Here is a 14158-nt window from a genome sequence, read left to right on the forward strand (position 1 = left end):
TTCGCGGGGCGTTCTTTTTTTTCATCGCCCGGCATTGCACCGTCACCGGCGAATCTCATCTCATAATTCCCAGTCGCGGCGCATATTTTGGTACAGTACATGAAAACTTGCATAGCGGTTGGAATGCTTAAGGGAGGTCGCGATTCGTCGATGCGTCGTATAAAAAGAAAATTTCGTAAAGTGACCGCCGAGCTGCTGGATATGCCGCATGACGTCGTGTATGATTTGCCGCGCCTCACGATGATCGGGGACCGGCAGCTTTATATCGAGAACCATCGTGGCGTCGTTCATTTCTCGAGCGAGAGCCTGCGCCTTGCGCTCAGCAAGGGAGAGCTGGAGGTGACGGGCAGCTCGCTGGTCATTCGGACGATATGGACGGAGGAAGTGTTCGTGGAGGGGCAAATCAAAAACATTCAAATATTACCTTGAAAACGTGTAGGGAGGGGAACGGATTGAGCGTACAAGGGGCACAATGGTTAAAGGGGATCGTAACGGTGCAGGTTCGCGGGGGACAACCGGAGCGGCTCGTCAACCTGGCGCTCGCGGGCGGCTTGCAGCTGTCTTCCATCCGGTGGACAAGTCGGGGCTTGCTCGAATTCGAGCTGTCGGTCGGAGACTTCTTCGAGCTTCGGCCGTACTTGAAGCAGACAGGCTGCCGCGTGCACGTGACGAAGCGCAAGGGACTGCCGTTCTTGATGGTCAAGGCGGAGCGCAGAATGTTTTTTACCGGAGGCATCGCCTTGTTCTTCGCGATCATCTTCCTGTTGTCCTCGCTCGTATGGAGCGTCGACGTGCAAGGAAACGTGAAGCTGACGGAGGATCAAATCCGGCAGGCGGCCAGGCAGGAAGGACTCTACCCGATGCAGTGGTCGTTCCGTCTTGCGGACGCCGACGTGCTGTCCAAGGAGCTGGTGAAGAGGCTGCCGGGCTCGTCCTGGGTCGGCGTGGAGAAAAAAGGGACAAAGGTCATCATCCGGGTCGCCGAGCAAACGATTCCCGATGACGCTCCGCTTCAAAACCCTCGCCATCTCGTCGCTTCGGCGGACGCGGTCGTCACGGAAATCATCGCCGACGCGGGCAGGCCGGTCGTCAAGAAGAACACGAAGGTCAAAAAAGGCCAGACGCTTATCTCCGGCATGATCGGCGGCGAAGAGAATTCGCGCATTGTCGTGGCCACAGGGAAGGTTCGCGGGCTCGTCTGGTACGAATTCGATATCGAGTCGCCGCTCGTGCAGCATGCGAAGGTGTATACGGGCGAGAAGCATACGAAATGGTATGCCGTCATCGGCTCAAGGGCGCTTCAGCTTACCGGCTACGGCAAGGATCCGTATGAATCTTCCGAAACGATCGCGCACGAGGAGAAGGCATCGTGGCGAAGCTGGTCGCTGCCCATAGGCCGAATGAAAGAGACGATCATGGAGACGCGGATGGAAGAGCGGACGCTGACCGAAGACGAGGCGAAAAGCGTCGGCATTTTGCAGGCAAAAGCGGATTTGCTCGTCAAAGCCGGCCCGGATTCCGTCATCCGCAAGGAAATTGTTTTGCATGAAAAGGCCGAGAATGGTAAAGTTTATATGAAAGTTCTTTTTGAAGTCGAGCAATCTATCGTACAGGAAATGCCACTAGTCCAGATGCAAGGAGATTGAGGATTGTTGCCAATTGAGACAAAAGTAGCGAAAATACCGCTCGGCAGCGCAGCGGAAGGATTGGCCGTATTCGGACCGCAGGACAAGTATTTGCGCCTCGTTCAAGAGCAGGCGGAAGCGTCGATCGCTTCGCGCGACGCGGAAATCGTCATTTCCGGGAACGCCGAAGAGGTGGATTCGCTGGAACAGCTTTACAGCGTTCTGCTGCAGCTCGTACGCGGAGGCTATACGCCGTCCGAGAGAGACGTGACCTATGCGTTCGAGCTCGCGAGATCCATGCAAGCCGAGGAGCTTCTGGACTTGTTCAAGAAAGAAATTACGACGACCTACCGCGGGAAGCCGATTCGCGTCAAGACGATCGGTCAGCGCCATTACGTGAAGACGATTAAGAAGCTCGACATCGTATTCGGCATCGGCCCCGCCGGGACGGGCAAAACATATTTGGCGGTCGTGCTGGCCGTCGCCGCATTGAAGGAAGGCTCGGTGAAGCGGATCGTGCTGACGAGGCCGGCCGTGGAAGCGGGCGAGAATTTAGGCTTCCTGCCCGGCGACCTGCAAGAGAAGGTAGATCCGTATTTGCGTCCGTTGTACGACGCCCTGCACGACGTCCTCGGGCCGGAGCAGACCGTCAAGGCGATCGAGAGGGGCATGATCGAGATCGCGCCGCTCGCGTATATGCGCGGCCGGACGCTCGACGACGCGTTCATCATATTGGACGAAGCGCAGAACACGACGCCGGAGCAGATGAAGATGTTTTTGACAAGGCTCGGCTTCGGCTCCAAGATGGTCATTACGGGCGACGTGACGCAAATCGATTTGCCCAGGGGCAAAAGCTCGGGTCTAATCGAGGCGCAGCGCATCTTGAGGGATATAGAGGAAATCGGAATTATTCAATTCTCTGAACAGGATGTCGTCCGGCATTCCCTGGTTCAGAAAATTATCGTGGCTTATAATTGGGATGCCGAAAACAAAGCCTAGAGAGGAATGTCTGCTGCATGAACCAGACTCAGACCGGAAAACAAGGAAACTTGCAGCCGTCCAAGACGGCGGGCTGGAAGCAAAGCGCGGCCGTTCGATGGATGCTGATGGTTTTGTTCGTGCTGCTGTTCTATTTCAGCTTGGCTCCGCATCTCGTACCCGAGACGTACGACATCGAAGAAGGCGCGGTGAGCGAGAAGGACATTAAGGCGCCTTTCCAGATCAAGGACGAGAAGGCGACGCGGCAAGCGGAGGAGGACGCGGCCGCGAGGATCGACGATATTTATTCGATCGTGCCGCTTCGGAACGAGATGCTGGTGGACCAGATTTTCGTGCGGATCGAGCAGCTGAATCAGGACGATCAGGTGACCGTCCAGAACAAGATCGATATTTACCGCAACGAAATTCCGGGAAGATATTCGGAATATATCGACGATTTCGTCAAAATGAACAGGGGCAAAGGGACCTATAACGATTCGCTGCTTGAGGAAATGGCTCTTGTGGCCAAGGAGCAGCAGTATACGATCCCGGAAGAAACGTTCTATAAAATGCCGAATTTATCGGGGGAGACGTTGGCCGAAATGCGCAGCGTCGCCAGGGACATCGTGCGCAAGCTGACGGGCGAGCAGCTTCGCGAGGCGGAGACGGCCCGCACGCAGGTGGCCGAGATGGTGAACGCCAGCTCGCTGTCGAGCCGGACAAGCCGCGAAATCGTGCAGGAGCTGGCTAGGTTCGCGATCATGCCGAACAAGTTTTTCGACAAGGAGGCAACCGATGAAGCGAGGGTGCAGGCGAAGCAGAATACGCCGCCCGTCGTGATCAAGGAAGGCGAGCTGATCGTCAAGCGGGGGCAGACCATTACGCCGGAACTGTACAAATTGCTCGTCGATTCTTCCTTGCTGCAGGAGAAGAAAAATTATTGGCCGCAAACCGGTTTGCTCGTCTTGTCCGTCATGTTCATCGTCTCGTTGTACGCGTATTTGCATCAATCGGGCGGCATTAACGGCGTGAAGCCGAAATACAATAACGCTTCTTTGCTTATGCTGTGGCTTATTTTTCTGATCAACATCGTGACGATGCAGATCGTTTCGCTGACGCAGACGGACACCGCGCCTTATGCGGGTTATTTGGCGCCGGCCGCCTTGGGGACGATGCTGATCACGCTGCTGCTCGACATGCATCTGGCGATGGTCAGTTCCATCTTGTTCTCGATCATGGGCAGCATCATCTTGAATAACGGGCAGCAACAAATTTTCGACTTTCAATACGGCTTCGTCATCATCGTCGTATCGTTCGCCGCCATCTTCTCCATTCATCGCGCAAGCCAGCGTTCGACGATATTGAAGGCGGGCATCATGGTCAGCTTGTTCGGATCGATTTCGGTCATCTCGCTGCTGCTCCTAACGGAGCAGCTGGAAAGAAGTTTCTTCATTTATTCGGTGGCGTTCGCGTTCGCAAGCGGCCTCATTACGGCGATTCTGGTTATCGGGCTGATGCCTTTCTTCGAAATTACGTTCGGCATCCTGTCGGCGCTGAAGCTCGTGGAGCTGTCGAATCCGAATCATCCGCTGCTACGCAAGCTGCTGACGGAAACGCCGGGAACGTATCATCATAGCGTCATGGTCGGCAATTTATCGGAGGCGGCCGCGGAAGCGATCGGCGCGGACGGCCTGCTTTGCCGGGTCGGCTCGTTCTATCACGACATCGGGAAGACGAAGCGGCCGAACTATTTCATCGAGAACCAATCCAACATCGAAAACCCGCATGACACGATCGATCCGAAGCTAAGCAAATCGATTATCGTCGCGCATGCCAGGGATGGCGTGGATATGTTGAAAGGGTACAGCATACCGAAGCCGATCCGCGATATTGCCGAGCAGCATCACGGAACGACGTCGCTTAAGTTTTTCTATTACAAAGCGTTAAAGCAAGCGGAGGAGCAGGGTATCGAGCCCTCGTTCACGGAGGACGACTTCCGGTATCCGGGACCGAAGGCGCAGTCGAAGGAGGCTGCCGTCGTCGGAATCGCCGACTGCGTGGAGGCGGCGGTTCGGAGCCTGCGCAATCCGACCGTGGAGCAGGTTGAAGCAATGATCAACAAAATCATCAAGAGCAGGCTCGACGACAATCAATACAACGAATGCGACCTGACGTTGAAGGAGCTCGATAAGATCGCTCAATCGTTGAAGGAGAGCGTCATCGGCATTTTCCACTCGCGCATCGAATATCCGGAGGACGTTAAATCAAAGGAGCGACTGGCATGAGCGTACAGCTTGATTGGAGCAACGAACAGCAGAAGATGGAAATTCCGGATAGCTGGATCGCGAAGCTGGAGCAGCTGCTCCGGCTTGCAGCGGAGGCGGAGGGCATTACCGACGGCGAGGTGTCCTTGACGTTCACCGACGACGAGGAAATCCACCAGCTGAACCGCGATTACCGGGGGATCGACCGTCCGACGGACGTGCTGTCCTTCGCGATGCAGGAAGACGGAACGGAGGAGCTGGACATTATTTTCGAAGTGGACAGCGAGGACGAGAAGGATCCGATTTCAGGCATGCTAGGCGATATCATCATATCCGTCGAGACGGCTGCGGCCCAAAGCGAGGAATACGGCCATTCCTTGGAGCGGGAGATCGGCTTTCTGTTCGTTCACGGCTTTCTGCACCTTATCGGTTACGATCATCAGGACGATGCGTCCGAAGCGGTCATGACGGCGAAGCAGGAAGCGGTATTGCAGGAAGCCGGATTGTCGCGATAATGGCCAAGTTCATTTGCAGCCTCGGGGTCGCCTTCTCGGGCATCGGCTACGCGATTCGCACGCAAAGCCATATGCGCGTTCATATGATTGCCGCCGCCGCGGTTTGCGGACTCGGATGGCTCGTATCGCTGAAGCCGATCGAGTGGGCGGTCATTCTGCTTACGATCGCGGTCGTGTTCAGCGCGGAGATGATGAATACGGCCGTCGAACAAGCGGTGGATCTGGCAAGTCCCGGCATTCATCCCGTCGCGAAGATCGCAAAGGACGTCGCAGCCGGCGCCGTGCTGGTCGCCGCCATAATCGCCGTCGTCATCGGGCTGCTCATTATCGGGCCGCCCTTGTGGCGTTTATTGTTCGCTTAGCGTCACCATCATGTTGAGGAGGTAACCTCGATGCCTTTCGAAGGAATGCCGGAAGCGCATGTCCGGCTAATGCAAGCGGCCCGGGACGCGATGTCGCGCGCTTACGTGCCGTACTCGCGATTCCAGGTAGGTGCCGCTTTGCTCGATGATGAGGGACATGTCCATCACGGCTGCAACGTGGAGAACGCCGCTTACGGACCGACGAACTGCGCCGAGCGGACGGCGCTGTTCCGCGCCGTTGCCGACGGCAAGCGGCCGGGGCAGTTTCAGGCGATCGCCGTCATCGGCGACACGCAAGGCCCGATTGCCCCGTGCGGCATTTGCCGTCAGGTGCTCGTCGAGCTGTGCGCGCCGGATATGCCCGTCATTATGGGCAACATAAAAGGACAGTGGACGGTTTCGACCGTCGCGGATATTTTGCCGGGCGCATTCACGCCGGCTTCACTAGACAACGGGGAGCGTTAAGAATACGAATGAATCGAACGACAGCATCAAACGACCGGGAAGGCAAAAAATTCAGATCCGGCTTCGTGGCGATCATCGGAAGGCCGAACGTCGGCAAGTCCACGCTGATGAACCACCTGATCGGGCAAAAGATCGCGATCATGTCGGACAAGCCGCAGACGACGCGCAACAAAATTCATGGCGTCTATACGACAAGCGATACGCAAATCGTGTTTTTGGATACGCCGGGCATTCATAAACCGCAGTCCAAGCTTGGCAACTACATGATCCAGACCGCGGAAAGCGCGCTCAAGGAAGTGGAAGCCGCGCTGTTCCTGATCGACGCCTCCGAGGGGCTCGGCGGCGGCGACCGGTTCATTATCGAGCAGCTCAAGAAAGTGAAGACGCCCGTCTTTCTCGTTATGAACAAAATCGACAAGGTCGAGCCCGAGCGGCTGCTGCCGATGATCACGCAGTACAACGAGCTGCACGAATTCGCGGAAATCGTTCCGATCTCCGCCCTTAACGGCAACAATATCGAAACGCTGCTCGAGCAGATTACGAAATATTTGCCGGAAGGGCCGCAGTATTATCCGGCCGATCAAATAACGGACCATCCGGAGCAGTTCGTGTGCGCGGAGCTGATCCGCGAGAAAATATTGCATATGACCCGTGAGGAAATTCCGCATTCGATCGCCGTGACGATTGAAGACATGCGAGTGAAGGAGAACGGCGTCGTCTACATCGGCGCGGTGATATTCGTCGAAAGGGATTCGCAGAAGGGGATCATCATCGGCAAGAGAGGCGATATGCTCAAGGAAGTCGGCAAGCAGGCGCGCAAAGATATCGAAGCGCTGCTCGGTTCGCACATTTTTCTCGAGCTATGGGTGAAAGTGAAGAAGGATTGGCGCAACCAGGAACGGGTCTTGAAAGATCTCGGTTTTCGGCACGACTGAGCAATTGACGTAAATTGTTAAGGATAGGCGCAGCCCGTTTATCGCATCCTAATATCGTCTAGAGCATTTCCGAGGCGGAAAGGGATGAATACGAATGCGAGATTTTTCGTGGAAGTATTTTACGTTGACCGGGGATGTCGAATCCTTCATGCTTTATAAGGAAATGAACCAGTTAGGCGCGGAAGGGCGCCAGGACCCGTTAGCAAGCGCAGACGATGAGCTTGCCTTGATGGACGTCGAAGAGAGCTCGGGCTAACGAAACGTTCTCAATTCAATATGTTGCTAATATGTCATTTCGCGAAACGGAAGTACGCCTGAATGGGAAGGCGCGCTTTCGTTTCTGCGTTTAGGGGAGAGTAACCGTAATGTTGTATCGGGTAGAGGGGATTGTCATTCGCAGTATGGATTACGGGGAAGGCAACAAAATCGTGACGCTGCTTACGGAGACGAACGGCAAAGCCGGCGTGCTGATCCGTGGCGCGAAAAAAGTGAAAAGCAAGCACGCTTCGCTTGCCCAGCCTTTTACGTACGGGGAATTCGTCTATTTCCGCACGAGCGGGCTCGGTACGCTGAATCATGGCGAAATTATCGAATCTTACCACGTCCTGCGGGAGCAGTTGGAATTGGCGGCATATGCATCCTACGCCGCGGAATTGATGGACCGCACGACGCAGGACGACGAAGCGACGGGCTTTCATTTCGAACAGCTGAAGGCATGTTTGGCTGCGCTTGCACTAGGCAAGGATGCGCAGGTCGTTATTCACCTGTACGAGATGCGAATACTCGATTTGTCGGGTTACGCGCCGGAGCTTGACGAATGCGTCAGCTGCGGAAATCGGGTCGGACCGTTCAAATTATCGGCGCATGGCGGGGGCATTCTGTGCGGCAGATGTACGGGCAAGGACACCGGTGCCATTCCGCTCGGCGAAGGTGCTTATAAGCTGCTGAAGCTGTTCCGCAGAATGGATATGCGAAGGCTCGGATCGATTCAAGTCAAGCCGGAGACGAAGGCGGAGCTGAAGCTGTGCATGCGCAAGCTGATGGATACGCATCTCGGGCTTCAGCTGAAATCGCGCAGCTTTCTCGATCAGTTGGATAAACTGCTATAAAGGCGCCATTTCGTCATACATATACGGCCGACTCGGACCAGAGTCGTAGTGCTTCCTCCATCCCTTGTACGTTTACAGCCCGAGAACGCTGCCTTATGATGAATGAGGCTGTTAAATCATTTGCGATATGGAGGGATTTGCCTGATGTCGCTAAAGCAACAAAGACTAGGGTTTGTCGTCGCCGGGCTGCTGCTCGGCATATTGGTCGCTTCCATCGACAACACGATCGTCTCGACCGCCATGGCGACGATCGTATCCGATCTCGGCGGCCTCGATAAGTACGTGTGGGTCACATCCGCGTACCTCGTGACCGAAATGGCCGGGATGCCGATATTCGGCAAGCTGTCGGACATGTACGGCAGAAAACGTTTTTTCGTATTGGGCATTGCTCTGTTTCTCATCGGTTCGGTGCAGTGCGGCACGGCCGAATCGATCGCGCAGCTGACGATCTACCGCGCGATCCAGGGGATCGGCGGCGGCGCGATGATGCCGATCGCCTTCGCGATCGTATTCGACATCTTCCCGCCGGAGAAGCGAGGCAAGATGGGCGGCTTGTTCGGATCCGTATTCGGCACGTCCAGCCTGTTCGGTCCGCTCGCGGGGGCTTACTTAACGGAATACATCGATTGGCGCTGGATTTTTTACATCAACGTTCCGATCGGGATCGTGGCGCTTGCTTTCATCGTTTTTTTCTACAAGGAATCGCTATCGCACGACAAGCAGCGCATCGACTGGTGGGGAGCGTCAACGCTGGTTGGCGCCATCGTGTGCCTCATGTTCGCGCTTGAGCTCGGCGGAATGGAATACGCTTGGGATTCGGCGCAAATTATCGGGCTGTTCGCAGGCTTCGCCGTCCTGCTCGGCCTGTTCCTCTATGCGGAAACGAAAGCCGCGGAGCCGATCATCTCCTTCGGCATGTTCCGGCAGCGGCTGTTCGCCGCAAGCACGGGCGCCGGATTGTTCTACGGCGCGGCGTTCATTACGGCAGCCCTTTACATTCCGATGTTCGTGCAGGGCGTATTCGGGGGCACGGCGGTCAATGCCGGCCTGACCTTGCTGCCCATGACGCTGGGCTCGGTCGTCGCGGCGCAGCTCGGCGGCTTCCTTGCGAATAAGATGTCTTATCGGAGCGTGATGATGTTCTCTGCGGTCATCTTTATTTTGGGCATCGTCCTGCTGTCCACGATTACGCCGGACACGACGCGCTTTCTGCTGTCCGTCTACATGCTAGTTACGGGCTTCGGCATCGGCTTCTCCTTCTCGGTGCTCGGCATGTCTTCAATTCACGGCTTCGATGTCAGGCAGAGAGGCAGCGCGACGTCCACAATGTCCTTCGTGCGGTCGCTTGGAATGACCGTCGGCATTACCGTGTTCGGCATCATCCAGCGCAATCATTTCGCAGGCGGCATGGCAGACGCATTCGCGGGCGCCCCCGGAGGGCCGATGAACGACAACGCGCGCGAATTGCTGTCGCCGGAGAAGCGGTCGGAAATACCGGCAGATGTCATGGACAAAATCGTCGCCGCTTTGTCGGACTCGGTATCGGCGACCTTCCTCTGGTCGATCGTTCCGGCCGTGCTCGCGCTGCTGTGCGTGCTTATGATGGGCGGCGCCGGCATGAAGGACTTGATCGGCAAGGACGCCGGCAAAGCTCCGCGTCCGGAAGAGGTTCATAGCCATTAGAGGATCTCCAAGGCAAGTAAAAACAAAGATTTGACAATTGGATTGAAAAGGCATAGAATAGACCATTATGAATATGGACAATGATGGAGAAAGTAACCGTTTGATGTCGACGGATTCAGCGAGCCGGGAACAGTGAAAGCCCGGACGGACAATGCGGCGAAGGGCGCTCCGGAGTCATGGCGAACAAAGAGGGTCTGCTCCTCCCGGAGCGGCCAAGTAGGGTGGAACCGCGGGAAATTCAACTCTCGTCCCTACGTCTGGCAGCAGGCGTAGAGGCGGGAGTTTTTTTGCATGGCGTCTCCCTCGCTGAACCAGAACAGGAGTCCGCTTCGCGGGCCGAACACGAAGGAAGAAGGAGAGGGTCTGACATGAATTTTCAAAGAATGATTTTAACGCTGCAGCAGTTCTGGGCCGAACAAAATTGCATACTCGTTCAGCCTTACGATGTGGAGAAGGGTGCCGGAACGATGAATCCGATGACGTTTTTGCGTTCGATCGGACCCGAGCCTTGGAATGTCGCTTACGTGGAGCCTTCCCGCCGCCCGGCGGACGGACGCTACGGCGAGAATCCGAACCGGCTGTACCAGCATCACCAGTTCCAAGTCATCCTGAAGCCGTCCCCGGACAATATCCAGGAAATTTATTTGGAGAGCTTGAAGAAGCTTGGCATCGATTCGAAGGACCATGACATCCGTTTCGTCGAGGACAACTGGGAATCGCCAACGCTGGGCGCATGGGGTCTCGGCTGGGAAGTTTGGCTCGACGGTATGGAAATTACGCAGTTCACGTACTTCCAGCAGGTCGGCGGCATCGATGCGAATCCGGTCGCGGTCGAAATTACGTATGGCATGGAACGTCTTGCCTCGTATATCCAGCAGAAAGAAAACGTGTTCGATTTGGAATGGGTCGACGGCATCACTTACGGAGACGTCTTCAAGCAGCCGGAATACGAGCATTCGAAATATACGTTCGAGACGTCCGATACGGCGATGCTGTTCTCCTTGTTCAATATGTACGAGGAGGAAGCGAAGAAAACGATGGAGCAGCATCTCGTGTTCCCCGCATACGATTACGTGCTAAAGTGCTCGCATACGTTCAATCTGCTCGACGCCCGCGGAGCGATCAGCGTGACCGAACGAACGGGTTACATTACGCGGGTGAGGAATTTGGCCCGTTCCTGCGCATCGACATACTACGAGGAGAGAGAGAGCCTCGGATTCCCGCTGCTGAAGAAAGGAGTGGAGCGCAATGGCTAGAGACCTGCTGCTTGAGATCGGATTGGAAGAGGTGCCCGCCCGTTTCGTGCGCGGCGCAATGAACCAGCTCAAAGAAAAAACGGCAAAATGGCTTGCGGATTCGCGGATCGAGCACGGCGAAGTCGAAGCGTTCGCTACGCCGCGCCGCATTGCGGTACGCGTCTCGAGCGTGGCGGATAAGCAATCCGACATGAGCGAGGAAGCGAAAGGGCCGTCGCGCAAAATCGCGCAGGACGACCAAGGGAACTGGAGCAAAGCGGCGCTCGGCTTCGCGCGCAGCCAAGGCGTAAGTCCGGAAGAGCTTTATTTCAAGGAGCTGGCCGGCGTCGAATACGTATACGCGAACAAAAGCAGCGTCGGTACGGCAACGGCCGAGGTGCTCCCCGAAGGACTTCTCGGCATCATCGCATCGATGTCATTCCCGAAAAACATGCGCTGGGGCAGCCACGAGCTTCGCTTCGTCCGGCCGATCCGCTGGCTCGTCGCCTTGTTCGGCGAAGAAATCGTCCCGTTCGAAATCGCGGGCGTTCAGACCGGCAACGTCACGCGCGGACATCGCTTCCTCGGCGAAGAGACGGTCGTCCCCGAGCCGTCCCAGTACGCGGCGAAGCTGCGCGAGCAGCAAGTCATTGCGGACGTTGCCGAGCGCGAGCGGCTCATCGTCGCGCAGATCGACGGACTCGCCAAGGAAAAGGGATGGGAAATCGCGATCAAGGAAGATTTGCTGGAAGAGGTTCTGTTCCTCGTCGAATATCCGAACGTGCTGTTCGGCGGCTTCGATCCGGCATTTCTGCACATTCCGCAGGAAGTGCTCATTACTTCGATGCGCGAGCATCAACGGTATTTCCCGGTATTTAACGGCGAAGGGCAGCTGCAGCCTTTCTTCGTGACGGTCCGAAACGGTGACTTGAGATCGATCGAACTGGTCGCCAAAGGGAACGAGAAGGTGCTCCGCGCAAGGCTGTCGGACGCGAAATTCTTCTATGAAGAAGATCACAAGCTTACGATCGGGCATGCGCTGTCGAAGCTGGAGTCGATCGTCTATCACGAGGAGCTCGGCTCCGTCGCCGATAAGGTGCGCCGAATCCGCGCGACGGCGGATTTGATTGCCGGGCAGCTGCAGGTCGGCGAGCAGACGGCGAAAGACGTTAGCCGGGCAGCCGATATTTGCAAATTCGACCTGGTCTCGCAAATGGTATATGAGTTTCCCGAGCTTCAGGGCATTATGGGCGAAGACTACGCACGGAAGGCGGGAGAGCGCGAAGAGGTGGCCAAAGCGGTCAACGAGCATTACCAGCCGCGCTTCTCCGGCGATCTGGCGCCGTCGCTGCTGACGGGAGCGATCGTCAGCCTCGCCGATAAGATCGATACGATCGTAGGCTGCTTCTCGATCGGCATCATCCCGACGGGCTCCCAGGACCCTTATGCGCTTCGCAGACAAGCGGCGGGCATCGTGCAAATTATATTGGCGCACGGACTCAAGCTGCAGCTAAGCGAGCTGTACGACGCGGCCTTGTCCGTCCATGACGCGCGCGGAACGAAGCGCTCCGCGGCCGATATCCGCAAGGACTTGTCGGACTTCTTCGCGCTTCGGGTCAAAAACCTGCTCTCCGAGCAAGGCGTCCGTTACGACGTCGTCGATGCGGTCATGGCGGCAGGGTTCGAGGACCTCAGGTCCGTCGTCGAACGGGCTTCGGTCGTACAGGCGCTTGCGGCGGGCGATGACCGGTCCGAGTTCAAGCTTGCGGTCGAACAGTTCAATCGCGTCGGCAATCTGGCCGCGAAAGCGGACGGAACGCCGATCGATCCGTCCTTGTTCGCCGAGCAGGCGGAGAAGGAGCTCTACGAGCAGTGGCTGCGGCAGCGTCCAACGTTCGCGGAATCGGCCGAACAAGGAAATTACGCGAAGGCCGTTCAGTCGTTAACGGCGTTGACGCCGTTCATTCATTCGTATTTCGAGAAGGTTATGGTCATGTCGCCGGACGAAGCGGTGCGCGCCAACCGGCTCGCCGCGCTCGCCGGCATCGCGGGCGACATTGCGGTTGTCGCGGATTTTTCGAAGCTGGTTTGGTAAAAGCCGGGAGGGTGATGGAGCATGGCAAACGCTAATCCGGAAGTTATCGTATATGTCGTATCCGACGCGGCGGGCGATACGGGCGAGGTCGTGGTGCGCGCGGCCATCGCCCAGTTCCATCCGATTAACGCGGATATCCGAAGGGCGCCCTTCGTAACGGACGAGGCAGGCCTTGAGCGCATTACGCAGCAAGCCAAGCAAGCGAACGCGATCGTTCTCTATACGCTCGTCATCCCAGGCCTGCGCGAAAGCATGCGGAGGATGACCGAGTCGAACGGCATCGCCGCGATCGATTTGCTCGGCTCGTTCATCGAAACGCTCGAGATGCGAACGGGGCGGAAATCGCGTCAGGAGCCGGGACTGAACCATGTGCTGGACGCCGATTATTTCCGCAAGGTTGAGGCCGTGGAGTTCGCGGTCAAGTACGACGACGCACGGGATACGTCCGGCGTGCTGAAGGCGGATATCGTGCTGGTGGGCGTATCGCGCACGTCGAAGACGCCGCTGTCGATGTATTTGGCCCATCAGAAGTTCAAGGTGGCGAACGTGCCGCTCGTCCCTGAGCTGAAGCCGCCCGACGAGCTGTTCAAGCTGCCGAAGCGGAAAATCATCGGCCTTACGATCGCCGTCCCTTATTTGAATACGATACGGAAGGAAAGGCTCAAGGCGCTCGGATTGCCGAATAATGCATCCTACGCGACGCCGGATCGTATAGAAAAGGAGCTGCAATATGCCGATGCCATCATGAAGCAGCTCGGCTGCTACGTCATCGACGTATCCCACCGCGCCGTCGAAGAAACGGCGAGCTTGATCATGGAATACGTGCGGAAGCCGTAAATGCAGGATTTTTTGCCTAGTTGCCGTATATAATAGTACGGGTTATGAAATTGAA

14 protein-coding genes are annotated in these 14158 nt (G+C 56.6%); all 14 read left to right on the top strand.

Annotated features, from left to right (window positions below; genetic code table 11):
• The first annotated feature begins 150 nt into the window (after window positions 1–150).
• The 14 genes from yqfC to IDH41_RS12975 all read left to right on the top strand — a co-directional run bounded on the left by yqfC (window position 151) and on the right by IDH41_RS12975 (window position 14103).
• Entirely contained in the window at window positions 151–429 is a 279-nt protein-coding gene (yqfC, locus tag IDH41_RS12910; RefSeq protein WP_190861623.1) for a sporulation protein YqfC, read from the top strand.
• A 23-nt stretch (window positions 430–452) separates the two neighbouring features.
• Window positions 453–1646 carry a sporulation protein YqfD gene (yqfD, locus tag IDH41_RS12915; RefSeq protein WP_223829700.1) on the top strand — a complete coding sequence of 398 codons (1194 nt, stop codon included), beginning with the start codon at window positions 453–455 and terminating at the stop codon, window positions 1644–1646.
• 3 nt (window positions 1647–1649) lie between these two features.
• On the top strand, window positions 1650–2624 hold the full coding sequence (locus tag IDH41_RS12920) for a PhoH family protein (RefSeq protein WP_397327885.1): 975 nt from the start codon (window positions 1650–1652) through the stop codon (window positions 2622–2624).
• Between the two features lie 17 nt (window positions 2625–2641).
• Complete coding sequence (locus IDH41_RS12925; protein WP_190861626.1) at window positions 2642–4888, top strand: HD family phosphohydrolase; 2247 nt, start codon at window positions 2642–2644, stop codon at window positions 4886–4888.
• Window positions 4885–5382, top strand: coding sequence for an rRNA maturation RNase YbeY (gene ybeY, locus IDH41_RS12930; RefSeq protein ID WP_190861627.1), 498 nt, complete (start codon window positions 4885–4887; stop codon window positions 5380–5382). Before IDH41_RS12925 ends, ybeY begins: the two co-directional genes overlap by 4 nt.
• Window positions 5382–5744, top strand: a complete 363-nt coding sequence (locus tag IDH41_RS12935; protein WP_190861628.1) for a diacylglycerol kinase family protein — start codon at window positions 5382–5384, stop codon at window positions 5742–5744. The genes ybeY and IDH41_RS12935 overlap by 1 nt, the downstream gene beginning before the upstream one ends.
• Before the next feature lie 30 nt (window positions 5745–5774).
• Entirely contained in the window at window positions 5775–6209 is a 435-nt protein-coding gene (locus IDH41_RS12940; protein ID WP_190861630.1) for a cytidine deaminase, read from the top strand.
• 8 nt (window positions 6210–6217) lie between these two features.
• Complete coding sequence (era, locus tag IDH41_RS12945) at window positions 6218–7144, top strand: GTPase Era (RefSeq protein ID WP_190861632.1); 927 nt, start codon at window positions 6218–6220, stop codon at window positions 7142–7144.
• A 94-nt stretch (window positions 7145–7238) separates the two neighbouring features.
• Entirely contained in the window at window positions 7239–7400 is a 162-nt protein-coding gene (locus IDH41_RS12950; RefSeq protein ID WP_190861634.1) for a YqzL family protein, read from the top strand.
• Window positions 7401–7509: 109 nt separating this feature from the next.
• Window positions 7510–8253 (top strand): DNA repair protein RecO, encoded by a 744-nt coding sequence (gene recO, locus IDH41_RS12955; protein WP_190861636.1) that lies wholly within the window; start codon window positions 7510–7512, stop codon window positions 8251–8253.
• A gap of 144 nt (window positions 8254–8397) precedes the next feature.
• On the top strand, window positions 8398–9936 hold the full coding sequence (locus IDH41_RS12960; RefSeq protein WP_190861638.1) for an MDR family MFS transporter: 1539 nt from the start codon (window positions 8398–8400) through the stop codon (window positions 9934–9936).
• 368 nt (window positions 9937–10304) lie between these two features.
• Complete coding sequence (glyQ, locus tag IDH41_RS12965; protein ID WP_190861640.1) at window positions 10305–11192, top strand: glycine--tRNA ligase subunit alpha; 888 nt, start codon at window positions 10305–10307, stop codon at window positions 11190–11192.
• Window positions 11185–13266, top strand: coding sequence for a glycine--tRNA ligase subunit beta (gene glyS / locus IDH41_RS12970; RefSeq protein ID WP_190861642.1), 2082 nt, complete (start codon window positions 11185–11187; stop codon window positions 13264–13266). Before glyQ ends, glyS begins: the two co-directional genes overlap by 8 nt.
• Before the next feature lie 21 nt (window positions 13267–13287).
• Window positions 13288–14103, top strand: a complete 816-nt coding sequence (locus tag IDH41_RS12975) for a pyruvate, water dikinase regulatory protein (RefSeq protein ID WP_190861644.1) — start codon at window positions 13288–13290, stop codon at window positions 14101–14103.
• Window positions 14104–14158 lie beyond the last annotated feature (55 nt).

It is taken from the genome of Paenibacillus arenilitoris, from assembly GCF_014705655.1.
Lineage (GTDB): Bacteria > Bacillota > Bacilli > Paenibacillales > Paenibacillaceae > Pristimantibacillus > Pristimantibacillus arenilitoris.

Coding starts and splice junctions, on each gene's coding strand:
- yqfC (WP_190861623.1), top strand. CDS start 151: ATGCGTCGTATAAAAAGAAAATTTCGTAAAGTGACCGCCGAGCTGCTG.
- IDH41_RS12975 (WP_190861644.1), top strand. CDS start 13,288: ATGGCAAACGCTAATCCGGAAGTTATCGTATATGTCGTATCCGACGCG.
- IDH41_RS12925 (WP_190861626.1), top strand. CDS start 2,642: ATGAACCAGACTCAGACCGGAAAACAAGGAAACTTGCAGCCGTCCAAG.
- glyS (WP_190861642.1), top strand. CDS start 11,185: ATGGCTAGAGACCTGCTGCTTGAGATCGGATTGGAAGAGGTGCCCGCC.
- IDH41_RS12935 (WP_190861628.1), top strand. CDS start 5,382: ATGGCCAAGTTCATTTGCAGCCTCGGGGTCGCCTTCTCGGGCATCGGC.
- ybeY (WP_190861627.1), top strand. CDS start 4,885: ATGAGCGTACAGCTTGATTGGAGCAACGAACAGCAGAAGATGGAAATT.
- IDH41_RS12960 (WP_190861638.1), top strand. CDS start 8,398: ATGTCGCTAAAGCAACAAAGACTAGGGTTTGTCGTCGCCGGGCTGCTG.
- IDH41_RS12940 (WP_190861630.1), top strand. CDS start 5,775: ATGCCTTTCGAAGGAATGCCGGAAGCGCATGTCCGGCTAATGCAAGCG.
- IDH41_RS12950 (WP_190861634.1), top strand. CDS start 7,239: ATGCGAGATTTTTCGTGGAAGTATTTTACGTTGACCGGGGATGTCGAA.
- glyQ (WP_190861640.1), top strand. CDS start 10,305: ATGAATTTTCAAAGAATGATTTTAACGCTGCAGCAGTTCTGGGCCGAA.
- era (WP_190861632.1), top strand. CDS start 6,218: ATGAATCGAACGACAGCATCAAACGACCGGGAAGGCAAAAAATTCAGA.
- recO (WP_190861636.1), top strand. CDS start 7,510: ATGTTGTATCGGGTAGAGGGGATTGTCATTCGCAGTATGGATTACGGG.